The following is a 24,639-nucleotide window of genomic DNA, read 5'->3' on the forward strand; positions in this document are numbered from 1 at the left end:
GCGCCCCCACTGTCCCACCGGAGGGCTTCAGTCGTGGACGGGCGCCTCGTGCTCGGCGTGCGTCCCGGCTTCGAGTTGGAAGGTGCAGTGGGCGACGTCGAAGTGGTCGCCGAGGCAGGCGCAGAGCGCGTCGAGCACCCGCCCGCCGTGCCCGGCCTCGAGGGCATCGTCGGTGACGACGACGTGCGCGGAGAGCACCGGCAGCCCCGAGGTGATCGTCCAGGCGTGCAGGTCGTGCACGCCGAGGACGCCGTCCACCTCGAGGATGTGCGCGCGGACGTCGTCCAGGTCGACCCCCCGCGGCGCGGCCTCGAGGAGCACGTCGAGCGCCTCGCGGAGCAGGTGCCAGGCCCGCGGCAGCACGAGTCCGGCGATCGCCAGGGAGGCGAGCGCGTCGGCGTAGCTCCACCCCGTCGTGGCGATGACCACCCCGGCGACGAGGACGGCGAACGAGCCCAGCGCATCGCCGAGCACCTCGAGGTAGGCGCCGCGCACGTTGAGCGACTCGCCGCGGCCGCGGTGCAGCAGCGTCAGCGCGACCATGTTGACCAGCAGGCCGACGCCGGCGACGGCGAGCATCAGCCCCGAACCGATCTCGGGGTTCCGGCCGATCCGCCGGACCGCCTCGACCAGCACGTAGCCGGCGACGCCGAGCAGCAGCAGCCCGTTGGCGACGGCGGCGAGGATCTCGATCCGCTGCCAGCCGAAGGTCCGCCGTCCCCGGGCGGGGCGCTGGGCGAGGGTCACCGCGCCGAGGGCGAGCGCGATGCCCGCGGCGTCCGTGGCCATGTGGCCGGCGTCGGCGAGCAGGGCGAGCGACCCGGACAGGACGGCGCCGACGACCTCGGCGACCAGCATGCCGAGGGTCAGCCCGAGGACGACGAGCAGCCGCCTGCGGTGCGCGGCGCCGGCGGTGCCGCCGTGGGCGTGGGCCGCGTGGTCGTGTCCCATCAGGCGGCCTCCCTCCCTGCCCGCTGCACACCGGGCAGTGTGCCCGACGCGCGACGCCCCCGGCCGGATCGATCCGGCCGGGGGCGTCGTCGGTCGGCCCCGTCCCGAGGCTCGCCCGAGCCTGCGAGGGGTGAGGAGGACGGGGTCCTTTCTCAGATCCGGACGCCGCGGTCCCGCAGCCACGGGATCGGGTCGACCTTCGCCCCGTCGAGGCCGCCGACGTGCACCTCGAAGTGCAGGTGCGGGCCGGTGGACTGGCCGCGGTTGCCGAGCAGCGCGATCGTGTCGCCGGCCTTCACGACCTGGCCGGGCACGACCAGGATCTGCTCCATGTGGCCGTAGACGGTCACGTCGCCGTTCTCGTGCTGGATGTAGACGGCCAGGCCGTAGCCGCTGGCCGGCCCGGCCTCGAGGACGACGCCGTCCATCGCGGCGTACTCGGGGGTGCCGATCGGCGCCGCCAGGTCGATGCCGGCGTGCAGCGTGCCCCACCGCGATCCGAAGCCGCTGGTGAGCCGGGCTCCGTCGACCGGCAGGACCGCCTTCGGCCGCGCCGCCTCGGCGATGGCCGCCGCGGCCACCCGGTCCGCCTCCTGCTGGGCCGCCACGGCGGCGTCCTGCTCGGCCTCGCGGGTGGCCCGGCTGGCGGCGAGCTCGGCCAGCCGGTCGGCGTCCTGGGCGTCGGGGGCGAGCGTCGTCTGCTGCGAGGAGATGCCGAGCTCGGCGGCGACGCTCATCGAGTGGCTGGGCTGCTCGACCGGGTCGGCCTGGGCGGCGGAACCGGCAGAGACCGCGCCGATGGCGATCGCGCCGATCACTGCGGCGGCCAGGTACATCGCCGGACGGCGGCGCAGCCGGCTCCAGCGGCCGGGCGCCGAGCCGGTGGACGGCGCGATCTCCGTGACGACGACGACGTCCGCGGGGGCCTCGCTGAGCTGCTCGACGACGGCGCGGCTGCGGGCCTCCTCGACGGCGACGAGCGACGCGGCGTCGGCGAGGTCGCGGACCGGCTCCGCGGCAGCCACCACGAGGACCTCGGGCGCCGGCTCGGCCGCGGCGGGGCGCGGGCGCGGCGTGGGCCGGGGCCGCGGCCGGGGGGCGGGCGCCTCGGCGGCCGGGGTCGCAGCGGGCTCGGGGGTCGCGGACTTGGTCCTCGCGGCCTTCGCAGGCGTGGTCTTCGCGGGCGTGGTCTTCGCGGTGGCTGCCTTCGGCGCGGCGGTCTTCGGCGCGGCGGTCCTGGCGGGCTTCGCCTTCGCCGTGGCGGGCTTCGCGGTCGCGGGCTTCGTGGTCTTCCCAGGCGCGGCCTTGACCGTCGCCGCCTTCACGGCCTTCGCCACCGCGGGCTTCGCCGTCGCGGCCGTGACCGTGGCGACCTTCGCCGCCTTGGCCGCGGCGGGCTTCGCGGTCTCGGCGACCTTCGTGCCGGCCGTGCGCGTGGCCGCGGCCGCGGACCGGGCCGCCCCCGCGGCCCTGGTCACCGTCGCCTTGGCGGTCGCACGGGCGGGAGCGGTCTCGGCCGACCCGCGGCCACCGGTGCGGCGGGGAGTCGTGGTGCCCCGGGTCGACCGCGCCTGCCGCTGGCGCGGCTCGGGGGTGCTCTCCAGAGCCTTCTCCCCTGCCCGGGCGGCCGGCCGCCGCCGGGACCGCGTGCCACCGGCTGGAGCGAGGGTCGATCCGGTGCGCGTGCGGGGCTCCGGGGCCTCGTCGAGAAGGTGGTCGTGGTCGAGCGAGCTCATGCACCTGACTTCCGTCGGCGGACAGGACAAAGCCCCGGGGAAGAGGGCGGTGGAGCCCGCAGCGGTGCGAGCGGGAGCTATGTAAACACGCCGTGACCTGTTCGTGATCTGAGCGCCGTGGGTATAGACCCTCAAATCGTGGGCGGCGTCACTAAGGCCCATCGATGTCGTTCGACCACCCGTCAACAAGATCCGAACAGAGAGTCACGGACACGCCGCACCGGGGCTGTCCCGGGCGCGACGTGGGTCACGAAGGGGCAGGAGGCCTTCTCGACAGCCCCTTTAGGGCCCGATCGAGGGAGAAGACCTTCATGCGCGCAGTGACCTGGCACGGTCGTGCCGACGTCCGAGTCGAGACGGTTCCCGATCCGACGATCCAGGAACCGACCGACGTCATCATCGAGATCACCTCGTCCGGGATCTGCGGCTCCGACCTGCACCTGATCGAGGTCATGGCGCCGTTCATGACCGTCGGTGACGTGATGGGCCACGAGCCGATGGGCGTCGTCCGGGAGGTGGGCGCCGAGGTCACCGCGGTCAAGCCCGGTGACCGCGTCGTCGTCCCCTTCAACATCTCCTGCGGCACCTGCTGGATGTGCTCACAGGGCCTGCACTCCCAGTGCGAGACGACCCAGAACCGCGACCAGGGCTTCGGCGCCTCGCTGTTCGGCTACACCAAGCTCTACGGGCAGGTGCCCGGCGGTCAGGCCGAGTACCTGCGGGTGCCGTTCGGCAACACGCTGCCGATCAAGGTGCCCGACGGCCCGCCGGACGACCGGTTCGTCTACCTCTCCGACGTCCTCCCCACGGCCTGGCAGGCGGTGCAGTACGCCGACGTCCCGCAGGGCGGCAGCGTCCTGGTGCTCGGGCTCGGCCCGATCGGCGACATGTGCACGCGCATCGCCCAGCACCTCGGCGCCGGGCAGGTGTTCGGTGTGGACGACGTCCCGGAGCGGCTGGCGCGGGCCCGGGCGCGGGGCGTCTCCACGATCGAGACGACGAAGAAGGACGAGGTGGTCGCCGCCGTCCGCGACGCCACCGACGGCCGCGGGCCGGACGCGGTGATCGACGCGGTCGGCATGGAGGCGCACGGCTCGCCGCTGGCCAGCATCGCGCAGAAGGCCACCGCGATCGTGCCCGACGCGATCATGGAGAAGGTCATGCAGGTGGCCGGCGTCGACCGGCTCGCCGCGCTGAACACCGCCATCGAGGCGGTCCGGCGCGGCGGCACGATCTCCCTGTCCGGCGTCTACGGCGGGGCCACCGACCCGCTGCCGCTCATGCGGATGTTCGACAAGCAGATCCAGCTGCGCATGGGTCAGGCCAACGTGTGGCGCTGGATCCCCGAGATCCTGCCGCTGGTGGAGGCCGAGGACTTCCTCGGCGTGGAGGGCTTCGCCACCCACCACGTCCCGCTGGAGGAGGCCCCGCAGGCGTACATGAACTTCCGCGAGAAGAAGGACGGCGCGGTGAAGGTGCTGCTCAAGCCGTGACGCACGGCGCCCGGGCCGGTTCTCCCGGCCCGGGCGCATGGCGGGGCCCGGCCGGGGCAGGAGCGGGGCATGACCGTCACCGCGGAGAAGTCGGGCCGGTTCCCCCTCGGGGACCACAAGGTGCACCGCATGGGCTACGGCGCCATGCAGCTGGCCGGCCCGGGCGTCATGGGTCCGCCGGCGGACCGGGCGGGCGCCGTCGCCGTGCTGCGGCGGGCGGTGGAGCTGGGTGTGGACCACATCGACACCAGCGACTACTACGGGCCGCACGTGACGAACGAGATCATCCGCGAGGCGCTGCACCCGTATCCGGAGAACCTCACGATCGTCACCAAGGTCGGCGCCCGGCGGACCGCCGACGGTCACTGGCCGGAGGCGCTCTCCCCCGACGAGCTGCGCCAGGCGGTGCGCGACAACCTCGACCGGCTGGGCGTCGACGCGATCGACGTGGTCAACCTGCGGATGCCGGGCTTCGCGGCGCCGGTGCAGCGATCCCTCGCCGAGCCCTTCGAGACCCTCGCCGAGCTGCAGCAGCAGGGGTTGATCAGGCACCTGGGCGTCAGCAACGTGACGACGCAGATGTTCGCCGAGGCGCACGCGATCGCACCGGTCGTGTGCGTGCAGAACCACTACAACCTCGTGCACCGGGACGACGACCCGCTCATCGACGCCCTGGCCCGCGAGGGTCTGGCCTACGTGCCGTACTTCCCGCTCGGCGGGTTCACGCCGATCCAGTCGGCCGCGCTGGAGACGGTGGCCCGGCGCCTGGAGGCCACGCCGATGGAGGTCGCGCTGGCCTGGCTGCTGGCCCGCTCCCCCAACATCCTGCTCATCCCGGGGACCAGGTCGATCGCGCACCTGGAGGAGAACCTGCGGGCCGCGGCGCGCGTGCTGGGCCCGGTCGAGCTCGCGGAGCTCGACCGCATCGGCGGCACCGGCGACCCCGACGTCGACCTCTAGAGACGTACTGACCAACACGTTGGTCGAGGGCGTGTTCGGCTTCGACGCGGTGACCGGCGCCGGAGAACGGCGAAGGCGCGTAGGCTCGGCCGGACGCCGGCGGAGCGCGGCTGTCGGTGTTGCGTCCAGCAGCGGCGTGGCGCATTGCGGAGCCCACCTCGGGCTTCGCCGCCGAGGTCGCCCCCCGGTATCGATCAGACCGGAGGCCGCCGTGGCCCGCAGCGAGAGCCAACGATCCACCGAAGCCGCCGAGGCGCTGGAGCACCTGGGCCGGCTGTCCCTGCGGGAACTCTCCATGGAGAGCCTGCTGCAGTCGATGGCCGACCTCACCAAGAGAGTCATGCCGGGCGACCCGGAGGCATCCGTGACGCTGCTGATCAGGGACGCGCCGAGCACGGTCGTCGACACCGGGCCGCTGGCCCTCGGCCTCGATGAGGTGCAGTACAACCGCGGCGACGGCCCGTGCCTGCACACCGCCCGCAACGGCGTCCTGGTCGAGATCGGCGACACGCGCGCGGACGGCCGGTGGCCGGACTATGCGCGGTACGTCGCCGCGCACGGCGTCCTCAGCATGCTCGCCGTTCCGCTGACCGTCGCCGGGGAGGAGCAGCTCGCGGGATCGCTGAACATCTACGCCCGGTCGCCGCATGCCTTCGACGAGGCCAGCCGGGCGGTGGCCACCGGGTTCGCCCCCTACGCGGCGGTCGCCGCCGGAACCGTCCAGGCGTACCGCAGCGCCCGGGAAACGGCCGACAACCTCCAGATCGCGCTGGAATCCCGGGCCGTCATCGAGCAGGCCAAAGGCATCCTCATCGAGCGCCACAAGCTGACCCCCGACCAGGCCTTCGAAGCCCTGGCCACCGTGTCGATGAGCAGGAACGTCAAGGTGCGCGACATCGCCGAGCGCCTGGTTCTCACCGGCGAACTCCCACTCGTCCGGACCCGGTCCGCGCCGGTCCGCTGACCAGGCCGTCGAGCAGCGACACCGACAGCCTTCCCGCGCAGGCGCCCTGTGCAGCCGCGGCGCCCACCCGGGGGGTTTGCCGCGGTCAGGCCCCGTCACTCCTGACCGTGGGGTGGCGGGGCCGCCCTGCCTGATGCGGTGGGCCCAGCACCCGGTCGAGGTGCTCGTTGCCCAGCAGACCCGTGGGGTCCAGCCGATCACGGACGGCGATGAACTCGCCGAACCGCGGATAGCGCTGCCGGAGGACGTCGGCGTCCAGGCCGTGCAGCTTGCCCCAGTGCGGCCGGCCGCCCACCTCCCCGGCGATCTTCTCGAGGATCTGGAACCAGCGACCTGGATCGGTGTGCGCGGGCACGTGCGCGGCGATGTAGGCGCTGTCGCGCCCTGAGGCGGTCGACAGCGGGATGTCGTCGGCGGCGGCCACACGGACCTCGACCGGGAACGCCTCCCGCCAGTCGCTGGCCTCGTGCGCGCGGCGCAGCTCGCCGAGGACGGCGGGGGCCTCGGCGCGCGGCACCGCGTACTCCATCTCCAGGAAGCGGACCCGGCGGCGGCTGACGAAGACCCGGTGGGCGTGGTCGGTCCAGGTGCGCTGGGTCAGCGCCCGCGCCGACAGCCGCGCCAGCGGCGGCACCAGCGCCGGCACGCGCTTGCCGGCGGCGATCACCCCGGCGAAGGCGGCGTTGGAGAGCACCTCGTCGTCCCAGACGGCGCGCCAGCGCGGCAACGGGTCGAGCCCCTCGGCCAGCGGCACCCGGGTGTTGCACTTGATCAGGACGGCGTCGGTGTGCGGGAACCAGTAGAACTCGACGTGGTCGCTGCCGGTCATCAGCTCGTCGAACTCGGCCAGGGCCCGGGTGAGGGTGCCGGGGCCCTCGACCGCGCGCAGCGCGAACGCCGGCTCGGCCTGCAGGGTCAGGGCGGTGACCACGCCCAGTGCGCCCAGGCTGATCCGCGCGGCGGAGAACACCTCGGGGTGGTGCCCGGCGTCGCAGTGCAGCACCTCGCCGGCCGACGTCACCAGCTCCAGCCCGCGGACCTGGGTGGCCAGCCCGCCGAAGCGCGCCCCCGTGCCGTGGGTCCCGGTCGCCAGGGCGCCGGCGACCGTCTGTCGGTCGATGTCGCCGAGGTTGGTCAGGGACCAGCCGCGGCGGGCGAGCTCGGCGTTGAGCCGGTGCAGCGGCGTCCCGGCGCCGACGGTGACCAGCCCGTCGTCGGTGATCTGCCGGATGCCCACCAGCCGATCGGTGAGGAGCTGCACGTCCTCGGGCCGGCCGATGCCGGTGAAGGAGTGGCCGCTGCCGATCGGGCGCACCCGCCGGCCGTGCGCGGCGGCCCGGGTCAGCACGTCGGCGACCTCGTCGGCCGAGGAGGGGCGGACGACGTCCACGGTGGCCTGCTGGTTGCCCGCCCAGTTCCGCCAGCGGGTGCGCTCACCGCTCAGGCCGGCAGGTCCTGCTTCCTGCTCCACGGCGCCGCACTCAACACGGGCGAGGCGCCCCGGGTCAACGGGTTGACCAGGCGTGATGGAGCCAGCACGCTGCCCGGACATGGTCACGTCGACGCCCGCGGAGGTCGCGCCGCGCGAGGAGCGACAGCGGCTGGACCGCGCGACCGCCGACCTCGATCCCCCGTTCGCCGTCGTCGACCTCGACGCCCTGGACGCCAACGCCGGGGACCTGGTGCGGCGGGCCGGCGGCAAGCCGGTGCGGGTGGCGAGCAAGTCGGTGCGCTCGCGCGCGGTCCTGCGGCGCGTGCTGGCCCGGCCGGGGTTCGCCGGCGTCCTCGCCTACACGCTGCGCGAGGCGCTCTGGCTGGCCGGTGGGGACGACCCGGTGAGCCCGGACGTCGTCGTCGGCTACCCGACCGCCGACCGCGCCGCCCTGCGCCGGCTGGCCGCCGATGCCGAGGCCGCCGCGCGCGTCACGCTGATGGTCGACTCGGCCGAGCACCTGGACCTGCTCGACCAAGTCGTCCCTCCGGGGACGCGGCCGGCGCTGCGGGTCTGCCTGGATCTCGACGCCTCCTGGCGGCCCGCCGGCGGCCGCGTGCACGTGGGCGCGCGTCGGTCGCCGGTGCACTCCCCCGCCGACGCGGCCGCCCTGGCGCGGGCGGTGGCGCGGCGGCGCGGGTTGCGGCTCGTCGGCGTCATGGCCTACGAGGCGCAGATCGCCGGGGTCGGCGACGCGCCGCCCGGGCGGCCGCTGCGCGGCTCCGCAGTCCGTGCGATGCAGCGGCTCTCCGGCCGGGAGCTCGCGGCCCGGCGGGCCGAGGCGGTCGCCGCCGTCCTCGCGGTGGCCGAACTGGAGTTCGTCAACGGCGGCGGCACCGGCTGCCTCGAGCGGACCGCCGTCGAGGACGCCGTGACCGAGGTGGCGGCCGGCTCGGGGCTCTACTCCCCCGGCCTGTTCGACGGCTACCGCGCCTTCCGCGGCCGGCCCGCGGCGCTGTTCGCGCTGCCGGTGACCCGGCGCCCCGCGCCGGGGCTGGTCACCGTGGCCGGCGGCGGCTGGATCGCCTCGGGGCCGCCGGGCGCCGACCGCGTGCCGGTTCCCACGCACCCGGCCGGTCTGCGGCTGCTGCCCGCCGAGGGTGCCGGGGAGGTGCAGACCCCGCTGCGCGGACCGGCGGCCGACGACCTGCGCATCGGCGACCGGGTGTGGTTCCGGCACGCCAAGGCCGGCGAGCTGTGCGAGCACGTGGACGCGCTGCACCTCGTCGAGGGCGACGCCGTGGTCGACGCCGTCCCCACCTACCGCGGCGAGGCCAGGCCTTCGGCTGACGCGACGCCCGCGCATCAGCGGGGGCGGAGGGGCGGGTGGTGAGGCCGGTTCCCCGCGTCTTCCGCGAGGCCCCGGCGGTGCCGATACGAACGCATACGGTCCCGTCCGTATCGAACCGCCCCTCGAGGAGTGAACGTGTCCCGCCCCGGCCCCGTCCGAGTCGTACGGTCCGCCGACCTACGGTCAGCCGGCGTACGGCCCGCCGACCTTCGGGCCGCCGCCGAAGAAGGGTGCCGGCCTGGCGATCGCGTCGATGGTGCTCGGCATCGTGGCGCTGCTGCTCAGCTGGATCCCGATCATCAACAACGTCGCCGCGGTCGTCGCGGTCGTCGGACTGGGCCTGGGCATCCCCGCGCTCATCCGTGCCCGCCGCGGCACGCACGGCGGGCAGGGCCCGGCGATCACCGGTCTGGTGACCTCGGTGGTCGCGATCGTGCTGGTCATCCTGACCCAGATGCTCTTCGTGAAGGCCATCGACGAGGCCACGCAGGGCCTCGAGGAGGCCATCGCGGAGTCCGAGGTGGCCCCGGCGGAGGGCGCCGAGCCGGTCATCGAGGAGGACGTCGACGCCACCGCCGACGTCGTGCCGCTCGGCGTCCCCGTCCAGATCGGCGACTACGAGGTGACCGTCGACGCGGTCGAGCTGAACGCCGACGCGACCGTCGCGGCCGCCAACCAGTTCAACGAGCCGCCGACCGGCCAGTACGTCATCGCCCAGCTGAGCGCCACCTACCTCGGCGCCGAGGAGGGCACGCCCGGCTGGGACCTGACCGCGGTCTTCCACGGCAGCGACGCCCGCCAGTACAGCGACAGCGAGTGCATGGCGACCCTGCCCGACGATGCGATGGACGCCCCGACCCTGAACAGCGGTGGAGCGGACACCTTCCAGTTCTGCATGGACGTGCCGCCGGCCGCCATCGACGGCGGACAGCTCTCCGTCGAGCCGACCGTCTCCTTCGACTCGTCGGAGCGCGTGTACTTCGCGCTCAGCTGACCCGCAGTTCCTCGCGCCGCCGGTCCTTCCCGTTCGGGTCGGGCCGGCGGCGCGGTCGCTGACGACCCGCTCCGGGCGCCGCGCCGGTTGACCATCGGCGAGTGGCTGTCCGGCACGCCGGCGGGGGCAGCCACCTGCCGATGATCAACGGGGCTTGTCGCCGGCGAGGGAGCGGGCGGCCGCCGTCTCGTCGGCGTCGAAACCGATCTCGCCGGCGGTGCCGTGCTGGGCGGCCTGCTGGTCGATCCAGCGCCGGTGCGCCTCCCACGCGGACTGCCGGGTGGTCCCGAGCGCCGAGCCGATCGCCGCCCACGAGGCCCCGCGCGCCCGCGCGGTCCGGACGGCGAGCTGGCGCCCGTAGCCGCTCTTGCGGGCGATGACCTCCCCGAGCGCCAGCAGCTCCAGCGCCTCGTCGTGGCTCAGCGGCGGCTCGTCCAGCGAGTCGCGGAGCCGCAGCTCCTCGAACCGGGCGACGGCCGCCGTCAGCGTGACTCGCCGCTCCAGCTCCTCGACGTCCATGCCTCAGCATCTGTCAGGTCAGCCTGACAGTCAACGGGCGCGCTGGACTCGGGTCTCGTCGAAGACCGGCTCGGCCGACTCGTACACCCTGCTGTCGGCGCCGAACACGAGGAACCGGTCGAAGGAGCGGGCGAACCAGCGGTCGTGGGTGACGGCGAGGACCGTGCCGTCGAACGCGGCGAGTGCCTCCTCCAGCGCCTCGGCCGAGAGGATGTCGAGGTTGTCGGTGGGCTCGTCGAGCAGGAGCAGCGTCGCGCCGGAGAGCTCCAGCAGCAGGATCTGGAACCGCGCCTGCTGCCCGCCCGACAGGGTGCGGAACAGCTGGTCCCCCGACTCGGCCAGGCCGTACCGGCGCAGCGCGGCCATCGCCCGGCCGCGGTCGACGCCCGGCCGCCCCGGCTCGCCGTGCCAGAGAAGGTCGACCAGGGTGCGGTCGGACCACTCGGGGTGGGCGTGCGTCTGGGCGAAGAACCCCGGGACGACGCGGGCGCCGAGCCGCCAGCCGCCGGTGTGCGCGACGTCGTCCCCGGCGAGCAGCCGCAGGAAGTGCGACTTGCCCGCGCCGTTGGCCCCCAGGACGGCGACCCGGTCGCCGTACCAGACCTCGAGGTCGAACGGCTGCATGAGCCCGGTCAGCTCCAGCTGCTCGGCCATGACCGCCCGGACGCCGGTGCGGCCGCCGCGCAGCCGCATCGCCACCTTCTGCTCGGGCGGGCGGTCCGGCGGCGGCCCGGCCGCCTCGAACTTGGCCAGCCGCGTCTGCGCCGCCGAATAGCGCGACGCCATGTCGGGCGAGTTGGCCGCCTGCTGCTGCAGCGTGCGGACCAGGTCGATCAGCCGCTGGTGCTCCTCGTCCCAACGCCGGCGCAGCTCGGCCAGCCGTTCGTGCCGCGCCGTCCGCGCCTCGGCGTAGGTCGCGAACCCGCCGCCGTGCACCCACGCCGTCCCGCCCTCGACGGTGACCACCCGGTCGGCGACGCGGGCCAGCAGCTCGCGGTCGTGGCTGACGAACAGAAGCGTCTTGCGGGTCTCGAGCAGCCGCTCCTCCAGCCACCGCTTGCCGGGGACGTCGAGGTAGTTGTCGGGCTCGTCGAGCAGCAGCACCTCGTCGGGGCCGCGCAGCAGCGCCTCGAGCGCGAGCCGCTTCTGCTCACCACCGGAGAGCGTGGACAGCTCGCGGTACTTGCACCGCTCGTAGGGCACGCCCAGCGCCGCGACCGTGACGGTGTCCCAGGTGACCTCGGCCTCGTAGCCGCCGGCGTCGCCCCACTGGGCGAGGGCGTGCGCGTAGGCGATCTGGGCCGGCTCGTCGTCGGTCTCCATGAGGGTCAGCTCGGCGGCCTCGACGGCGTCCCACGCCGCGCGGACGGTGGGCGGCGACAGTCGACGAGGAACCGCTGGACCGTGGTGTCGTCGCGGACGGAGCCGATGAACTGGCGCATGACGCCGAGGCCGCCGCTGCGGGCCACCGTCCCGGCCTCGGGGGTCAGGTCGCCGCCGATGATCCGCAGCAGCGTCGTCTTGCCCGCCCCGTTCTCGCCGACCAGCGCGGCGCGGACGCCGTCCCCCACCCGGAACGAGACGTCGTCGAGCAGGACCCTTCCGTCGGGCAGGGTGTGCCGCACACCGGAGACGTCGACGAAGCCCACCCGGCCATCCTCCCGGCACGGGCAACCGGCTTTCAGCGGACGGCCACCGTCGCCTTCGGGATCCCGTTGAACTCGCAGGCCGTCACGCTGGTGTAGGCCCCCATGAAGGGCGCCACCACGAGATCGCCGACCTCCAGCGCCGGGAGCATGGCCGTCGTCGTGATGACGTCCGTGCTGTCGCAGGTCGGCCCGGCGACGACGCTGGGGACGGTCTCGCGGTCCTCGGCCCGGTACGCGTAGAGCGTGGGCTGGACGTGGTCGCTCAGCACGTTCGAGAAGCTGCCGTACACGCCGTCGTCCAGGTAGTACCAGGGCGCCCCGCCGCGCCGGGTCACCCCTACGACGGCGGCCACCGCCAGCATCGCCGGCGCGGCCACGAACCGCCCGGGCTCGGAGATCACCCGGATCCCCCGGCGGATCAGCGGGCGGATCTCCTCCTCGATCGCGGCGACGAAGCCGTCCAGGTGCGGGACGGCGGCGTCGTAGGGCACCGGCAGGCCGCCGCCGATGTCCAGGACCTCCAGCGGGAAGCCCACGCCCGCCAGGCAGTCGAGCAGCATCGCCGCGTGCCGGATGTCCTCCACGAGCGGGTCGACGCTGCTCAGCTGGCTGCCCGGGTGGAACGACAGACCCGTCACCGCCAGGCCCTTCCGCCGCGCGGCGCGCAGCAGGTCGAGGGCCTCGTCGGGCTCTGCGCCGAACTTGTAGGACAGGTCGATGAGCGCCGCCGGGTTGCGGTACCGGAGCCGGAGCAGCAGCTCGACCCGGTCCTCGGCACCGGCGAACTTGTCCAGCTCGCGCTCGGTGTCGAAGACGAACGTCCGGATGCCCGCCCGCACGGCCGCCGCGACGTCGGCCGGCTTCTTGACCGGGTGCGTGTAGATGCACCGGTCCGGCGCCACGCCCAGCCCGGCCACCAGCGCGACCTCCTGCGGCGAGGCGACGTCGAAGAAGCCGCCCTCGTCGCGGAGGGCGGCCAGCGCCGACCGGTGCGCCAGGGCCTTCACCGCGTAGTACGGCCGCACGTCCGGCAGCGCCCGCCGCAGCACCCGGTACTGCTCCGTGAACCGGGCCGGGTCCAGCACCAGCAGCGGGGTGCCGTGCCGCGCCACGAGGTGCGGCAGGTCGAGCCCGGCCAGCTCCCGACCCAGGTCGGCCGCCGTCGGCACCGCCCACGTCGGCTCGGTGAGGGTGGCCATCACGCGGGCGCCCGGCCGAGGAGGTAGATCCCCACCGTGCCGGCCAGGATCAGGCCCAGGCACACGTACTGCGCCGCCGAGATCGTCTCGCTCAGGAAGATCCGGCCGAGCAGCACCACCAGGACGATGCTCGCCCCCGCCCACACCGCGTTGGCCAGGCCGGCCGGGATCGTCCGGGTCGCGAAGGAGAACATGACGAACCCGAGCAGCAGGGCCAGCACCCCGCCGATCAGGTGGCCCGGCCGCTCGAAGCCGTGGGCCTTGCCCAGCAGCACGACGCCGGTCACGTCGGCCACCACCGTCAGGGCCAGGAACACCATGCCGGGGAGAGCGTCCCCGCCTCCCCGCAGATACCTCCCGAGGGGTGGTCAGCCGGCCGCGGCGGCGTTGCGTCCCGCGGCGGTCGCCGCCACCGCGTCGCGGACGACGGCGGAGAGCTCGTCGGCGTCCACCTTGTCCAGCGAGCTGAACCGGATGCAGCTCTTCCCGCAGGAGACGCTGCCCAGCCGGTCGGCGCGGGCCTCGGCGAGGTAGGCGCCGTCGACCACCGCGAACACGTACAGCGACAGGTGCCGCTTCTGCGCCGCCAGGGAGATCAACGGCGTCCGGGTCGCCTCCTTGGCCGACCTCGGCTTGTACGGCATGAGGCCGTAGCCGAGCATCCGGCCGCTGCCCGCCGGGACGAGCTGCCGGTCGATCCCCGGCGCAGCCGCCATGACCAGCGCGTCGACCCGGCGCAGCTCCTCCTCGCGGGGCCCGGCGGCGGCGAACCAGTCCTCGATCTCGTCGGGCATGGCCGTCACCCCGCCAGCGTCGACACCAGGACGGCGGCGACGCCCAGGACGAGCGCGAACACGAGGACCCCGGCGACCATCCGCCGCCGTCGCTGCCCCGCCGGACCCGAGGTACCACCCATCCCCATCACGGGCGGGGGCTAGCGGCAACCGGTGACCGAACGACTCAGTTGATCGACTCCTGCAGCCGGTACCGCGCCAGCCGCTCCACCAGCTCCGGCATCGCCCCAACCGGCGAACCCCCGAGGTCCCGCCGGCTCTGCCGCACGACCCGCACGATCAGCTGCGGGCGCAGCGTGTCGCTGAACTCCTCGGCCAGCCGGGCGACGGCGGAGTCGACCGAGATGTCGACGGAGGGGTCGGCAGCGGTGGGGACGACCGAGGTCATGGGCGGTCCTCTCGCGGATGCGGGGTCATGGGGCGGCGGGCGGTCTGCGCCGTTCCGTATCGGGTGCACACCTTGACCGATGGGACGGGCGTGGCGCCAGGGACCAAGGTCCAATGGGCAGCTAACCCGGCCGCCGTCCCCACAGGAGCGTGTCGAGGGCGATGCCCTCCGGGGTCTCCCGACGCACCTGCTCGAGCCGGTCCGTCTCCAGCAGCGCCGCGACCGGCGCCAGCCGCGCCACGCTGTGCAGGATCGCCGGCTCCTGCGGCCCGCCCACGCCGGCGGCGATGTTCGCCACGTCGTGCCCGAGCACCAGCAGCCGCCCGCCGGGCCGCAGCCAGCCCACCGCCCGGGTGAGCAGCGCGACCGTGTCCGCCTCGGGCAGGTGCAGGTAGGCGACGAGGACCACGTCGAGCGACGCCGCGGGCGCGTCCCAGGACAGGACGTCGGCCTCGACCCAGGTGACCCGGTCGGCGCCCGGCTGCGTGCGCCCGCGGTCCAGGCCGACGGCCGAGAAGTCGACGGCGGTCACCCGCCAGCCGAGCCCGGCCAGCCACAGGGCGTGCCGCCCCTCCCCCGCGGCCAGGTCCACCGCGTCGCCGGGCGGCAGCTCCGCGAGCAGCGAGGCGATCAGCGCGTTCGGGCCGGTCGACCACTGCTGGCGCTCGGCGTACCTCTCGTCCCACTCCGCGGCGCGCATGCCGGGGAGTGTGTCAGTGCACGGTCATCCCCCCGGCGACGTTGAGCGCGTCACCGGTCAGGAAGTTCGAGTCGTCCGAGGCGAGGAACAACGCCGCGCGGGCGACGTCCTCCGGCTCGGCCAGCCGGCCCAGCGGCGACAGCGCGGACCACGCGGCGATGTCCTGCACGCTCCGGTCCGCGGTCCCCATGTCTGTGCGCACGAAGCCCGGGCACAGGCAGTTGACCGTGATGCCGTGCGGGCCGAGCTCCTGGGCGGCGGCCTGGGTCAACGCCACGACGGCGGCCTTGGAGGCGGCGTAGTGCGCGTACCCGGCGCCGCCGGTCCGGCCACCGGCGCCGGCCATGTTCACGATCTTGCCTGCGGAGTCGTCGGACGGCGTCCGGAAGGCGATCATGGCCCGCGCCGCCATCTGGGTGGTCACGAGCATCGCCCGCGTGTTGACCCCGAAGACCTCGTCCCACTCCTCCGGCTCGAGGTCGAGCAGCGCGCCGAAGCGCAGGATCCCGGCGTTGTTCACGAGGACGTCGAGGCCGCCGAGCCAGGCGATCGCGCGGTCCATGGCCTCCCGCGTGGCGCCGACGTCGGCGAGGTCGACGGTCCAGGCCCGGCCGCGGACGGTATCGGCCAGGGAGGCCGCCTCGTCGGCGCGGCGGTCGAGCAGCGCCACGCGGGCGCCCTCGGCGGCGAAGGTGCGGACGATGGCGGCGCCCACCCCGCGGGCGCCGCCGGTCACGATGACGCGGCGGCCGGCGAGGCGGGTCACGAGAACTGCGACATGGTGCGACATCCCTCCGTTCCGACGCGCCGGTACCCACGAATCCGCGTCCCTCACGGTCGGGCGCCAGGGAATTGCGGCCGGACGTCGTACCGGCCTGTCACAGTCGCGCCATGACGACGTCGCACGAGGTGGCGCTGCTGCGGCTGGTCGCGCAGCGCCTCGCCGGCCCGCCCCTGCCGAGTGCGGCGGAGGCGGTCCGGTGGCTGACCGCCGTCCAGGCGCAGGACTACCCCGGCGCGCTGGCCTCGGTCGCCCTGCGCACCGCGGGCGCCACGCGTGCCGGCGTCGAGGCGGCCCTGGACGCCGGCGAGGTCGTGCGCTCGTGGCCGATGCGCAGCACGCTGCACCTGGTCGCCGCCGAGGACCTCGGCTGGCTGCGGGACCTCTGCGGCCCCCGCGTGCTGGCCGGCGCGGCCAAGCGGCGAGCCGGCCTCGGCCTGACCGAGGCCGACACGGAGCGGGCGCGGGAGCTGGCCGTCACCGAGCTGACCGGCGGCGGCCGCCGGACCCGCGCCGACCTGCTGGAGCTGTTCGACAAGGGCGGCGTCGCCCCCACCGGCCAGCGCGGCTACCACCTGCTCTGGTACCTGGCCCAGACCGGCACGCTGTGCCTGGGGCCGACCGCCGGCCCGGGCGGCGAGCAGCTGTTCGTCCTCGCCGACGAGTGGATCCGGGCGCCCCGCCTGCTCACGGGAGAAGACGCCCTGGGCGAGCTGGCGCTGCGGTTCTTCCGCAGCCACGGCCCCGCCACGGTGGCCGACCTCGCCCGCTGGTCCGGCCTGACCCTCACCGCCGTCCGGGCCGGGCTGGCGCGGGTCCGTCCGCAGCTGGCCGCTATCGACGTCGACGGTGTCGAGCACCTGCTCGACCCGGCGACGCCGGACCTGCTGGCCGACGCCCGCCGCGCGGCGCGGGGGGTCCTCCTGCTCCCCGGGTTCGACGAGTACGTGCTGGGCTACGGCGACCGCAGCGCGATCCTCGACGCCGCGTTCGCCGACCGGATCGTCCCCGGCGGCAACGGCATGTTCCGGCCGACCGTGGTCAGCGACGGCCGGATCGTCGGCACCTGGCGGTGGAACGGCAAGGGCGCGAAGCGGGTGCTGGTCGCCGAGCCGTTCACCGACTTCCCCGACGACGTCCGGACGGCGATCGAGGCCCGTGCGGCGGCTCTTCCCTAGACGACTCGCTGGACGACGCCGTTGCGCCGGAGGACGGAAACGGCTCCGACCGTCGCGTAGCCGCGCCACTCCACCGCGGCGGCCGGCGAGTAGGAGGCGAAGTCGACCCGCCAGCCGCCGTCGGGCTGCTGCGCGCCGGCCAGCCGGGCCAGGTCCGCCTCCACCACGCCGGCGCGGAACAGCCGGCGGGACGGCGCGTCGGGCTCGGGGCTGAGGTCCAGCGGGTGCAGCGCCTCCCCCGGCGAGCCGCCGGCCACCGGCACCGCGCCGTCGGGGGGCACGAACGCGCCGAGCACCTCGAGCAGCTCGTCGGCCTCCGGTACGGCCCCGGCCGCGGCGTCGGCGAAGCGCACCGCGAACAGCAGCTCGTAGGCGTGCGGGGCCTCCTTCATCCCGCGGATGGCCGCCGTGCAGTACGCGGTCGCGGTGCGCAGCCACGGCGACGCGGCGACGTCGGGCCGCACCCGGGCCAGCCGGTGCGCCTGCGCGGCGACCTGGCTGGTGGTCTGCAGCGCGGACGCGGTCGGGTCCCCGCCCACCCAGAACGGCGCGCAGCCCGCCGGATCGCGCACCGGCAGGGCGAACGGCAGGCCGCCGTCGGGCAGGGTCACCCGCTGCAGCCAGTCCAGCAAGGCCTGTGCGCGCGGCTCCCCGGGGTCGGCCGCCTCGACGAGCACCTCGAGCGCGTGCATGGCGCCGGCCGGCTGGCTCTCCGGCGCCCGCAGGTCGGGCTCGAGGCCCCAGCCGTAGCCGCCGTCGGCGTTGGCGTAGCCGTCCAGCGCGGCGAGCACCGCGCCGCGGTCGCCGCCGCCCAGCAGCAGGTCGAGGCGCCGGCGGTCGAGCAGCCGGGCGGAACCGGTGACGAACGTGGTCGCGGCGTGCAGGTCGACGTCCATGGCGGGAAGCCTCCCGCCCTGGTCAGCCCGCGTCTTGCACGTTTCGGTCATCCGCGCCGCGCAGCCGCCGCGCCCGCTCGCGCAGCTGCGCCGGGGTGCGCCCGGAGAGCTCGACGGCGTCCCGGGTCAGGTGGGCCTGGTCGGCGTACCCGGCCTCGACGGCCGCCCCGGCGAGGTCGGCGTCCGGGGAGGCGGCCAGCCGGCCGAGGAAGCGCTGGAAGCGCAGCACCCGGTGCAGCCGCTTGGGCCCGTAGCCGACCGCCCGCTCGAAGCGCCGCAGCAGCTGCCGCTCACCGAACCCCGTCGAGCGGCTCAGCGCCCGCACCAGGCCCGGTCCGCGCCACCGCCGGGCACCGGCGACCGCCGCCAGCACCGCGGGGTCGGGCTCCCCCGCCCGCGCCCGCCGCTCGAGCGCGAGCCGTTCCAGGACCGCCGCGGCGTCGGCCGGCCGCCGCGCCGCGGCGAGGGCGTCGGTCCACCGGTCCAGCGGGCCCCACAGCTCAGCGAGGCCGGGCCGTTCGTCGACCAGCGCGGAGGCCGGTACCCCGAGCAGCGCCGGTCCGCTGCCCGGCGGCAGCCGCAGTCCGACGACGAACCCCGACGCCGGCTGCGGCGGGACCCACCACCGCCGGTCCGGGCCGGCGACCGAGAGCCGCGCGCCGTCCCAGAGCAGGTCGGTGCAGCCGTCGGGCACGACCGGGCCCACGTCCCCGCGGGCCACCCACACGCAGGTGGCCAAGTCGGCCAGCGGTGCGCCGACCGGGCGCTCGGCGTAGCCCACGGGTCCGAGCGTGCCACGCCCGAGGGGTGGCAGCGCGGCCGTCGGCGCACCAGGGTGGACGCATGGAGTACACGCGCCTGGGCGCCACCGGTCTCGAGGTCTCGCGGATCTGCCTGGGGATGATGAGCTTCGGCGAGCCGGACCGCGGGGCGCACCCCTGGAGCCTGCCCGAGGAGGAGAGCCGCCGGCTGATCGAGAAGGCGATCACCAGCGGGATCACCTTCTTCGACACCGCCAACGTCTACTCGGCCGGCTCCAGCGAGGAGATCACCGGCCGCGCGATCCGCGACTTCGCCAGCCGGGACGACGTCGTCCTCGCGACCAAGGTGCACGGCCGGATGCACCCGGGGCCGAACGGCGCCGGGCTGTCCCGCAAGGCGATCCTCCGCGAGCTCGAGGACAGCCTGCGCCGGCTCGGCACCGACTACGTCGACCTCTACCAGATCCACCGCTGGGACCCGCACACGCCGATCGAGGAGACCCTGGAGGCGCTGGACTCCGCGGTGCGCTCGGGCAAGGTGCGCTACCTGGGCGCGTCGAGCATGTGGGCCTGGCAGTTCAGCAAGGCCCTGTACCTCGCGGGCGAGCACGGCTGGCACCGCTTCGTCTCCATGCAGGACCACTACAACCTGCTCAACCGCGAGGAGGAGCGGGAGATGCACCCGCTCTGCGCCGACCAGGGCATCGGCGTGATCCCGTGGAGCCCGCTGGCCCGCGGCCGGCTGACCCGCGACTGGGACGAGACGACGGCCCGCTCGGACACCGACCGGTTCGGCCAGACCCTCTACGACGAGAGCAGCGACCGCGCGATCGTCGAACGGGTCGCCGAGATCGCGCGCGAACGCGGCATCCCGCGGGCGCAGGTCGCGCTCGTCTGGGTGCTGGCCAAGCCGGTCATCACCGCGCCGATCGTCGGGGTCACCAAGGACGCGCACCTCGACGACGCCGTGGCCGCCGTCGACGTCCGGCTGACCGACGAGGAGATCGCCCGGCTCGAGGAGCCGTACACGCCCCACGCGGTGGCGGGCTTCTGAGCACCCTCGGCGGGATCAGCGTGCGCAGGGTGTCAGGTCCCGCGTCAGGAACCGACTGCCTGCGCACATCGTCGGCCGCACGGTGGTCCCGATGATCGCGGCAGGACCCCCGCCCGGCCCGCGCGTCAGGCCGCCCGCTCGACGAGGAAGACCGGGATGAGGCGGTCGGTCTTCTCCTGGTACTCGGCATAGGGCGGATAGGCCTCGACGGCACGCTTCCACCACAGGTCGCGCTCCTCGCCGGAGAGCTCGCGGGCCACGCCGTCCCAGGGCTCCGGGCCGTCCTGGACCGTCACCTGGTCGGGCGCCCGGCGCACGTTGGTCACCCACGCCGGGTCGGTGGGGGCGCCGCCCTGCGACCCGACCATCGCGTAGGCGCCGTCGTGCTCGACCCGCATGAGGGCGTTCTTGCGGACCTTCCCCGACGTGGCGCCGCGGGTCCAGAAGATCGCGATCGGCAGGCCGGTGTCGCGCAGCGTGTTGGCCTCGCGGCCGCCGGTCGCCTCGTAGCGCGCCACCTGCTCGCGGACCCAGTCCTGGGCGCTCGGCTCGTACTCACCTTCCAAGGGCATGACCCGAATCTAGGTCGGCTCCCCGGCCCCGGCAGGACGACGCGCGCCGAGCTCTCGCCGGTCCGCGGCGCATCGGTCTGGCTGCGCCGCTCGCGCCGCGTCGGCGACCTCGGCTGGGGCCTGCTCGGGGCCTGCGCCCGGGACGACGAGCAGCTCGCTCAGCGCGTCGCCGCCGCCATCCGCGCCGACCTGGGCTGAGCACCGCGTTTCCGGAGCGGCGATCCGGGAAGCCAGCGCAGATGAGGTTCAACGAGGGTGCCGACCTCGACACGTCGGACATCACCGATGTCCGGGGCGGTGGCGGCGGAGGTGGGTTCGGAGGCCGCGGCCTCGCGGTCGGCGGCGGCGGCCTGGGAGTGGTGGGCCTGCTCGTCGTGGTGCTCATCAACGTCCTCGGCGGGGGCGGCGGCTCCGGCGGCACGGGGTTCAGCGGCTTCGGCAGCATCGGGCAGGGCCAGTCGGCCGACAACACGCAGCTCGAGCAGGAGTGCCGGACCGGCGCGGACGCCAACCAGCACGAGGAGTGCGCCGTCGTCGCCTCCATCAACTCCATCCAGGAGTTCTGGGAGCAGGCCCTGGGGCAGCGCTACCAGCGGACCGACACCGTGTTCTTCTCCGGCTCCGTGCAGACGCAGTGCGGCGGCGCGACGAGCGGATCGGGGCCGTTCTACTGCCCGGCGGACCAGCTCGTGTACATCGACCTCACCTTCTTCGACACCCTGCAGCAACAGTTCGGCGCCGAGGGCGGGCTGTTCGTCGACGCCTACGTCCTCGCGCACGAGTACGGGCACCACGTGCAGAACCTGCTCGGCATCAACCAGCAGGTGAACCCGGGCGAGACGGGGCCGACCAGCGGCACCGTGCGCCTCGAGCTGCAGGCCGACTGCTTCGCCGGCGCATGGGCCAACCACGCCGAGAACGTCCCCACCGCGTCGGGACGGCCGCTCATCACCGACATCACGCAGGACGACGTCGACCGGGCTCTCGACGCCGCCTCCCGGATCGGTGACGACTTCATCCAGCGGGAGCTCGGCGGCGGCACCGTGGACCAGGACGCCTTCACGCACGGCTCCTCGGAGCAGCGGCAACGGTGGTTCACCACCGGCTACCAGACCGGCGACCCCAACCAGTGCGACACCTTCGCGACCGACGACCTGGGCTGAGCGGGCCGCACTGTTGGATGAGGGGGTGAGCGACCTCCTCACCGTCGAGCGCGACGGCGCCGTGGCCGTGCTGACCGTCAACCGGCCCGCCAAGCGCAACGCCATGACCGCGGGCATGTGGGCCGCGCTGCCCGACCTGCTCGCCGGCCTGGCCGACGACGCCGCCGTCCGCGTCCTCGTCGTCACGGGGGCCGGGCCGAGCTTCTGCGCCGGCGCCGACATCGCCGATCTGCTCAGCGGGCCGGACGCCGAGGACCCGATGGCCGCGGTCCGCCGGGACAACCTGGCCGCCCAGGCGGCGCTGCGCGCCTTTCCGCACCCGACGGTTGCGGCGATCCGCGGGCACTGCATCGGCGGCGGAGTGGAGCTCGCGGCCTCCTGCGACCTGCGCTTCACCGACCCCACCGGCGTGTTCGGGGTGACCCCGGCCAAGGTCGGCGTGGTCTACGCCCCGGCGTCGACCCGGGCGCTGATCGACCTGGTCGGGCCCGCGATGACGAAGTACCTGCTGTTCAGCGGCGAGCTGATCGACGCGCCGACCGCGCTGCGCGCCGGGCTGGTCGACCGGCTGGTGCCGGCCGCCGACCTCGACGCCGAGGTCCGCCGCTTCGCCGACGTCCTGGCCTGCCGCTCGGCGCTGAGCCAGCGGGCCACCAAGGAGGTGGTCGCCGCGCTGACCGCCGGCCGGGACGGCGAGGCCGAGGTCGCCCGCTGGTACCGCGAGACGATCAGCAGCGGCGAGCTCTCGGAGGGGGTCGCCGCCTTCGCCGAGCGGCGGTCCCCGCGCTTCCCCTGGGCCGGCTGAGCCGACCGCTGCCGGGTCGGTTCCGTTTCGGTTGGGCGCCACCGGGTAGCAGCCCGTCGCACGACGGCGCTCCCCCCGCCCGAGGCGCATGGACGCGCCCGGCGATGCCCTGCTGCCCCGGAACCGAACCGGTCGGGCACGTGTGGGAGATCCACTACGGGGTAGCGCCAGGTGCGACCACAAACGACCGCCGAGGAGGACCGATGACTCACTCCATCGACGCCCCATTCCCGCCCCCGCCTGCGACCACGACCACGGGCACGACCACGAGCACCAGCGGCGCCACGAGCGTCGGTGGCACGTCGTCCACGACCGAGGTGGCCAAGGACGAGGCGAAGAACCTGGGGCAGACCGCCCAGCAGGCCGGCAGCCAGGTCGCCTCGACCGCCGCCGATCAGGCCAAGGAGGTCGCGCAGGAGACCCAGCGGCAGGCCAGGGACCTGCTCGACCAGGGCCGCTCGCAGCTGAAGGAACAGACCATCTCCCAGCAGCAGAAGGCCGCACAGGGCCTCTCGTCGCTGGCCCAGGAGATGCGCGGGCTCGCCGACGGCACCAGCTCGGGCGCCCCCGGCCCCGCCCGTGACCTGCTGCAGCAGGCCGCAGGCTTCGTCGAGAGCTTCTCCCACAAGCTGCAGAACCGGGAGCCGGCCGACCTGCTCGACGAGGTCCGCAGCTTCGCCCGCCGCAAGCCGGGCACCTTCCTGCTCGGCGCGGCCCTGCTGGGCGTCGCCGCCGGCCGGCTGACCAGCGGCGTCAAGGCCGCGCACAGCGACTCCGGCTCCTCCGGCGGCCAGTACCGTGCGACCGGCTACACGACGAACTACGTCGACCCGGCCCCGACCTACTCCGGCTACACCGACACGACGGTCTACGCCGAGCCGGCCTACACCGAGACGGTCACCACCGGCACCACCGGCACGACCGGCGGCGCTCCGCTGCCCCCGCCGCCGTACGGCACGGTGCCACCAGCCGGCAGCGCCGTCCCGCCGACCACCCCGGCCGGCTGGGACGACCCGAACCGCGGCCCGGGCGGGGTGTGATCGATGAGCACCCCCTACACCGGCTCCACGGCCGGGTCCGCCCCCGGCTACCAACCCGGCTACCAGCCGCCGCCGGGGGACCCGAACTATGCGGTGCCCCCGGAGTCCTACGGCTCGCACAGCGGCGCCATGGGCACGCCCATGACCGACCAGGGTCGCCCCGACGTCGAGGGCACCTCGGTCGGACAGCTGCTCGGTGAGGTCAGCAAGGACCTGTCGACGCTGATGCGCCAGGAGCTCGAGCTGGCCAAGGCCGAGCTCAAGGTCGAGGCGAAGAAGGCGGGCCAGGGCGCCGGGATGTTCGGCGCCGCCGGCTTCGCCGGCTACATGGTCCTGCTCTTCCTCTCCATCGCCCTGTGGTGGGCGCTGGAGAACGTCATGGACGCGGGCCTGGCCGCGCTGATCGTTGCCGTGATCTGGGCGGTGATCGGGGCCATTGCCTTCGTGATGGGCCGCAAGAAGTTCCGCGAGGTCAACCCCAAGCCCGAACGGACCGTGGACACGCTGCAGCAGGTGCCCGGCGCCCTCAAGCCGAACTGATCAGACTCAGGAGTAGTGAGACATGACCAGCAGTGACCCGGACGTCATCCGGCGGCAGATCGAGGACACGCGGCGCGAGCTGAGCTACGACGTCGACGCCCTCAACGAGAAGGTCAACCCGGCCCGTGTCATGGACCGGCGGGTGTCCGCCGCCAAGGGCCGTTTCGCACGGGCCAAGGAGAAGGTGATGGGGAGCGCTTCGGACACGACCTCGTCGATGCAGTACCGGGCCCAGAACGCGGCCGGCTCGGTGCAGGGCGCCGCGTCCAGCGCGGCCGAGTCGGTGCAGAACGCGGCGTCCTCCGCCGTGAGCACCGTCCAGGAGACGCCGGACATGGTGGTGCGGCAGACCCAGGGCAACCCCCTGGCCGCCGGGGTGATCGCCTTCGGCGTCGGCTGGCTGGTGTCGAGCCTGCTGCCTGCATCGGAGAAGGAGAAGCAGCTGGCCCAGCAGGCCGAGCAGGCGGTCCGCGAGAACAAGGACGCGCTGCTGGCGCCGGCCAAGGAGGCCGCGCAGCAGATGGGCGAGCAGCTCAAGCCGGCCGCGCAGGAGGCCGCCGAGTCGGTGAAGGCCACCGCCCAGGACGCCGCCCAGACGGTCAAGCAGGAGGGCCAGGCGGCCGCCCAGGACGTCCAGGGCCAGGCCCAGCAGTCCAAGGACACGGTGCAGAGCCAGGCGCGTTCCTGACCTGACCCACCGGCGGCGCCGTTCTCACCCC

The 24,639-nt window shown here is 74.5% G+C and carries 27 protein-coding genes; 12 read left to right on the forward strand and 15 right to left on the reverse strand.

Annotated elements, in window-relative coordinates; all coding sequences use genetic code 11:
* Nucleotides 1–27: 27 nt before the first annotated feature.
* Together ACWIYF_RS21485 and ACWIYF_RS21490 are read right to left on the reverse strand one after the other, a co-directional pair.
* Entirely contained in the window at nucleotides 28–951 is a 924-nt protein-coding gene (locus ACWIYF_RS21485; RefSeq protein WP_448624854.1) for a cation diffusion facilitator family transporter, read from the reverse strand.
* 152 nt (nucleotides 952–1,103) lie between these two features.
* The gene (locus ACWIYF_RS21490; protein WP_448624855.1) at nucleotides 1,104–2,687 is read right to left on the reverse strand and encodes a M23 family metallopeptidase; all 1,584 of its coding nucleotides are present in this window, start codon (nucleotides 2,685–2,687) and stop codon (nucleotides 1,104–1,106) included.
* Nucleotides 2,688–2,998: 311 nt separating this feature from the next.
* Here ACWIYF_RS21490 and ACWIYF_RS21495 point away from each other — a divergent pair, with 311 nt between their 5' ends.
* From ACWIYF_RS21495 to ACWIYF_RS21505, 3 genes are all read left to right on the forward strand, one after another.
* Nucleotides 2,999–4,180 (forward strand): zinc-dependent alcohol dehydrogenase, encoded by a 1,182-nt coding sequence (locus tag ACWIYF_RS21495; protein ID WP_448624856.1) that lies wholly within the window; start codon nucleotides 2,999–3,001, stop codon nucleotides 4,178–4,180.
* 69 nt (nucleotides 4,181–4,249) lie between these two features.
* The gene (locus ACWIYF_RS21500) at nucleotides 4,250–5,140 is read left to right on the forward strand and encodes an oxidoreductase (RefSeq protein ID WP_448624857.1); all 891 of its coding nucleotides are present in this window, start codon (nucleotides 4,250–4,252) and stop codon (nucleotides 5,138–5,140) included.
* Between the two features lie 211 nt (nucleotides 5,141–5,351).
* Nucleotides 5,352–6,104 carry an ANTAR domain-containing protein gene (locus ACWIYF_RS21505; RefSeq protein ID WP_448624858.1) on the forward strand — a complete coding sequence of 251 codons (753 nt, stop codon included), beginning with the start codon at nucleotides 5,352–5,354 and terminating at the stop codon, nucleotides 6,102–6,104.
* An 85-nt stretch (nucleotides 6,105–6,189) separates the two neighbouring features.
* Here the strand turns inward: ACWIYF_RS21505 and ACWIYF_RS21510 are convergent, their stop codons facing one another.
* The gene (locus ACWIYF_RS21510) at nucleotides 6,190–7,575 is read right to left on the reverse strand and encodes a D-arabinono-1,4-lactone oxidase (RefSeq protein WP_448624859.1); all 1,386 of its coding nucleotides are present in this window, start codon (nucleotides 7,573–7,575) and stop codon (nucleotides 6,190–6,192) included.
* Between the two features lie 79 nt (nucleotides 7,576–7,654).
* Here ACWIYF_RS21510 and ACWIYF_RS21515 point away from each other — a divergent pair, with 79 nt between their 5' ends.
* Both ACWIYF_RS21515 and ACWIYF_RS21520 read left to right on the forward strand, forming a co-directional pair.
* Nucleotides 7,655–8,929, forward strand: a complete 1,275-nt coding sequence (locus ACWIYF_RS21515) for an alanine racemase (RefSeq protein ID WP_448624860.1) — start codon at nucleotides 7,655–7,657, stop codon at nucleotides 8,927–8,929.
* Between the two features lie 202 nt (nucleotides 8,930–9,131).
* Nucleotides 9,132–9,881, forward strand: coding sequence for a DUF4190 domain-containing protein (locus ACWIYF_RS21520; protein WP_448628783.1), 750 nt, complete (start codon nucleotides 9,132–9,134; stop codon nucleotides 9,879–9,881).
* Between the two features lie 144 nt (nucleotides 9,882–10,025).
* Here the strand turns inward: ACWIYF_RS21520 and ACWIYF_RS21525 are convergent, their stop codons facing one another.
* From ACWIYF_RS21525 to ACWIYF_RS21565, 9 genes are all read right to left on the reverse strand, one after another.
* Nucleotides 10,026–10,400, reverse strand: a complete 375-nt coding sequence (locus tag ACWIYF_RS21525; protein ID WP_448624861.1) for a hypothetical protein — start codon at nucleotides 10,398–10,400, stop codon at nucleotides 10,026–10,028.
* A 30-nt stretch (nucleotides 10,401–10,430) separates the two neighbouring features.
* Nucleotides 10,431–11,723 carry an ATP-binding cassette domain-containing protein gene (locus ACWIYF_RS21530; protein ID WP_448624862.1) on the reverse strand — a complete coding sequence of 431 codons (1,293 nt, stop codon included), beginning with the start codon at nucleotides 11,721–11,723 and terminating at the stop codon, nucleotides 10,431–10,433.
* A 5-nt stretch (nucleotides 11,724–11,728) separates the two neighbouring features.
* Nucleotides 11,729–12,049, reverse strand: coding sequence for an ATP-binding cassette domain-containing protein (locus tag ACWIYF_RS21535; protein WP_448624863.1), 321 nt, complete (start codon nucleotides 12,047–12,049; stop codon nucleotides 11,729–11,731).
* 32 nt (nucleotides 12,050–12,081) lie between these two features.
* Nucleotides 12,082–13,248 (reverse strand): type III PLP-dependent enzyme, encoded by a 1,167-nt coding sequence (locus tag ACWIYF_RS21540; RefSeq protein WP_448624864.1) that lies wholly within the window; start codon nucleotides 13,246–13,248, stop codon nucleotides 12,082–12,084.
* Nucleotides 13,248–13,568, reverse strand: coding sequence for a DMT family transporter (locus ACWIYF_RS21545; RefSeq protein WP_448624865.1), 321 nt, complete (start codon nucleotides 13,566–13,568; stop codon nucleotides 13,248–13,250). The genes ACWIYF_RS21540 and ACWIYF_RS21545 overlap by 1 nt, the downstream gene beginning before the upstream one ends.
* A gap of 48 nt (nucleotides 13,569–13,616) precedes the next feature.
* Nucleotides 13,617–14,042, reverse strand: coding sequence for a DUF1801 domain-containing protein (locus ACWIYF_RS21550; RefSeq protein WP_448624866.1), 426 nt, complete (start codon nucleotides 14,040–14,042; stop codon nucleotides 13,617–13,619).
* A gap of 166 nt (nucleotides 14,043–14,208) precedes the next feature.
* Nucleotides 14,209–14,430: a three-helix bundle dimerization domain-containing protein gene (locus tag ACWIYF_RS21555; RefSeq protein ID WP_448624867.1), complete on the reverse strand. Its 222-nt coding sequence runs from the start codon at nucleotides 14,428–14,430 to the stop codon at nucleotides 14,209–14,211.
* 121 nt (nucleotides 14,431–14,551) lie between these two features.
* Nucleotides 14,552–15,130, reverse strand: coding sequence for a class I SAM-dependent methyltransferase (locus ACWIYF_RS21560; protein ID WP_448624868.1), 579 nt, complete (start codon nucleotides 15,128–15,130; stop codon nucleotides 14,552–14,554).
* A gap of 13 nt (nucleotides 15,131–15,143) precedes the next feature.
* Nucleotides 15,144–15,896 (reverse strand): SDR family NAD(P)-dependent oxidoreductase, encoded by a 753-nt coding sequence (locus tag ACWIYF_RS21565; RefSeq protein WP_448624869.1) that lies wholly within the window; start codon nucleotides 15,894–15,896, stop codon nucleotides 15,144–15,146.
* Nucleotides 15,897–16,021: 125 nt separating this feature from the next.
* On the opposite strand from ACWIYF_RS21565, the gene ACWIYF_RS21570 reads away from it, so the two are divergent.
* Nucleotides 16,022–17,089, forward strand: a complete 1,068-nt coding sequence (locus ACWIYF_RS21570) for a winged helix DNA-binding domain-containing protein (protein WP_448624870.1) — start codon at nucleotides 16,022–16,024, stop codon at nucleotides 17,087–17,089.
* On the opposite strand, the gene ACWIYF_RS21575 is transcribed toward ACWIYF_RS21570, so the two are convergent.
* Both ACWIYF_RS21575 and ACWIYF_RS21580 read right to left on the reverse strand, forming a co-directional pair.
* Entirely contained in the window at nucleotides 17,086–17,985 is a 900-nt protein-coding gene (locus ACWIYF_RS21575; RefSeq protein WP_448624871.1) for a hypothetical protein, read from the reverse strand. The genes ACWIYF_RS21570 and ACWIYF_RS21575 overlap by 4 nt on opposite strands.
* Nucleotides 17,986–18,007: 22 nt before the next feature.
* Nucleotides 18,008–18,766, reverse strand: a complete 759-nt coding sequence (locus ACWIYF_RS21580) for a helix-turn-helix domain-containing protein (protein ID WP_448624872.1) — start codon at nucleotides 18,764–18,766, stop codon at nucleotides 18,008–18,010.
* Nucleotides 18,767–18,828: 62 nt separating this feature from the next.
* On the opposite strand from ACWIYF_RS21580, the gene ACWIYF_RS21585 reads away from it, so the two are divergent.
* Nucleotides 18,829–19,800: an aldo/keto reductase gene (locus ACWIYF_RS21585; protein WP_448624873.1), complete on the forward strand. Its 972-nt coding sequence runs from the start codon at nucleotides 18,829–18,831 to the stop codon at nucleotides 19,798–19,800.
* A gap of 125 nt (nucleotides 19,801–19,925) precedes the next feature.
* Here ACWIYF_RS21585 and ACWIYF_RS21590 read toward each other — a convergent pair whose 3' ends face one another.
* The gene (locus ACWIYF_RS21590; RefSeq protein ID WP_448624874.1) at nucleotides 19,926–20,372 is read right to left on the reverse strand and encodes a nitroreductase family deazaflavin-dependent oxidoreductase; all 447 of its coding nucleotides are present in this window, start codon (nucleotides 20,370–20,372) and stop codon (nucleotides 19,926–19,928) included.
* Nucleotides 20,373–20,611: 239 nt separating this feature from the next.
* Here ACWIYF_RS21590 and ypfJ point away from each other — a divergent pair, with 239 nt between their 5' ends.
* The 5 genes from ypfJ (at nucleotide 20,612) to ACWIYF_RS21615 (ending at nucleotide 24,608) form a co-directional block, all read left to right on the forward strand.
* On the forward strand, nucleotides 20,612–21,535 hold the full coding sequence (gene ypfJ / locus ACWIYF_RS21595) for a KPN_02809 family neutral zinc metallopeptidase (protein WP_448624875.1): 924 nt from the start codon (nucleotides 20,612–20,614) through the stop codon (nucleotides 21,533–21,535).
* Nucleotides 21,536–21,560: 25 nt separating this feature from the next.
* Nucleotides 21,561–22,340 (forward strand): enoyl-CoA hydratase/isomerase family protein, encoded by a 780-nt coding sequence (locus ACWIYF_RS21600; protein ID WP_448624876.1) that lies wholly within the window; start codon nucleotides 21,561–21,563, stop codon nucleotides 22,338–22,340.
* A gap of 203 nt (nucleotides 22,341–22,543) precedes the next feature.
* Nucleotides 22,544–23,380, forward strand: coding sequence for a hypothetical protein (locus ACWIYF_RS21605; RefSeq protein WP_448624877.1), 837 nt, complete (start codon nucleotides 22,544–22,546; stop codon nucleotides 23,378–23,380).
* Between the two features lie 3 nt (nucleotides 23,381–23,383).
* Nucleotides 23,384–23,920, forward strand: coding sequence for a phage holin family protein (locus ACWIYF_RS21610; RefSeq protein WP_448624878.1), 537 nt, complete (start codon nucleotides 23,384–23,386; stop codon nucleotides 23,918–23,920).
* Nucleotides 23,921–23,942: 22 nt separating this feature from the next.
* The gene (locus ACWIYF_RS21615) at nucleotides 23,943–24,608 is read left to right on the forward strand and encodes a DUF3618 domain-containing protein (protein ID WP_448624879.1); all 666 of its coding nucleotides are present in this window, start codon (nucleotides 23,943–23,945) and stop codon (nucleotides 24,606–24,608) included.
* Nucleotides 24,609–24,639: the final 31 nt, after the last annotated feature.

The organism is Geodermatophilus sp. URMC 64, assembly GCF_053502555.1.

Bases quoted from the DNA above. Each gene is read 5' to 3' on its own strand.
- ACWIYF_RS21490 (WP_448624855.1), bottom strand. From the start codon at position 2,687: ATGAGCTCGCTCGACCACGACCACCTTCTCGACGAGGCCCCGGAGCCC.
- ACWIYF_RS21550 (WP_448624866.1), bottom strand. From the start codon at position 14,042: ATGCCCGACGAGATCGAGGACTGGTTCGCCGCCGCCGGGCCCCGCGAG.
- ACWIYF_RS21530 (WP_448624862.1), bottom strand. From the start codon at position 11,723: ATGGAGACCGACGACGAGCCGGCCCAGATCGCCTACGCGCACGCCCTC.
- ACWIYF_RS21485 (WP_448624854.1), bottom strand. From the start codon at position 951: ATGGGACACGACCACGCGGCCCACGCCCACGGCGGCACCGCCGGCGCC.
- ACWIYF_RS21560 (WP_448624868.1), bottom strand. From the start codon at position 15,130: ATGCGCGCCGCGGAGTGGGACGAGAGGTACGCCGAGCGCCAGCAGTGG.
- ACWIYF_RS21585 (WP_448624873.1), top strand. From the start codon at position 18,829: ATGGAGTACACGCGCCTGGGCGCCACCGGTCTCGAGGTCTCGCGGATC.
- ACWIYF_RS21540 (WP_448624864.1), bottom strand. From the start codon at position 13,248: ATGGCCACCCTCACCGAGCCGACGTGGGCGGTGCCGACGGCGGCCGAC.
- ACWIYF_RS21495 (WP_448624856.1), top strand. From the start codon at position 2,999: ATGCGCGCAGTGACCTGGCACGGTCGTGCCGACGTCCGAGTCGAGACG.
- ACWIYF_RS21515 (WP_448624860.1), top strand. From the start codon at position 7,655: ATGGTCACGTCGACGCCCGCGGAGGTCGCGCCGCGCGAGGAGCGACAG.
- ACWIYF_RS21615 (WP_448624879.1), top strand. From the start codon at position 23,943: ATGACCAGCAGTGACCCGGACGTCATCCGGCGGCAGATCGAGGACACG.
- ACWIYF_RS21525 (WP_448624861.1), bottom strand. From the start codon at position 10,400: ATGGACGTCGAGGAGCTGGAGCGGCGAGTCACGCTGACGGCGGCCGTC.
- ACWIYF_RS21555 (WP_448624867.1), bottom strand. From the start codon at position 14,430: ATGACCTCGGTCGTCCCCACCGCTGCCGACCCCTCCGTCGACATCTCG.
- ACWIYF_RS21605 (WP_448624877.1), top strand. From the start codon at position 22,544: ATGACTCACTCCATCGACGCCCCATTCCCGCCCCCGCCTGCGACCACG.
- ACWIYF_RS21500 (WP_448624857.1), top strand. From the start codon at position 4,250: ATGACCGTCACCGCGGAGAAGTCGGGCCGGTTCCCCCTCGGGGACCAC.
- ACWIYF_RS21570 (WP_448624870.1), top strand. From the start codon at position 16,022: ATGACGACGTCGCACGAGGTGGCGCTGCTGCGGCTGGTCGCGCAGCGC.
- ACWIYF_RS21545 (WP_448624865.1), bottom strand. From the start codon at position 13,568: ATGGTGTTCCTGGCCCTGACGGTGGTGGCCGACGTGACCGGCGTCGTG.
- ACWIYF_RS21610 (WP_448624878.1), top strand. From the start codon at position 23,384: ATGAGCACCCCCTACACCGGCTCCACGGCCGGGTCCGCCCCCGGCTAC.
- ACWIYF_RS21590 (WP_448624874.1), bottom strand. From the start codon at position 20,372: ATGCCCTTGGAAGGTGAGTACGAGCCGAGCGCCCAGGACTGGGTCCGC.
- ypfJ (WP_448624875.1), top strand. From the start codon at position 20,612: ATGAGGTTCAACGAGGGTGCCGACCTCGACACGTCGGACATCACCGAT.
- ACWIYF_RS21575 (WP_448624871.1), bottom strand. From the start codon at position 17,985: ATGGACGTCGACCTGCACGCCGCGACCACGTTCGTCACCGGTTCCGCC.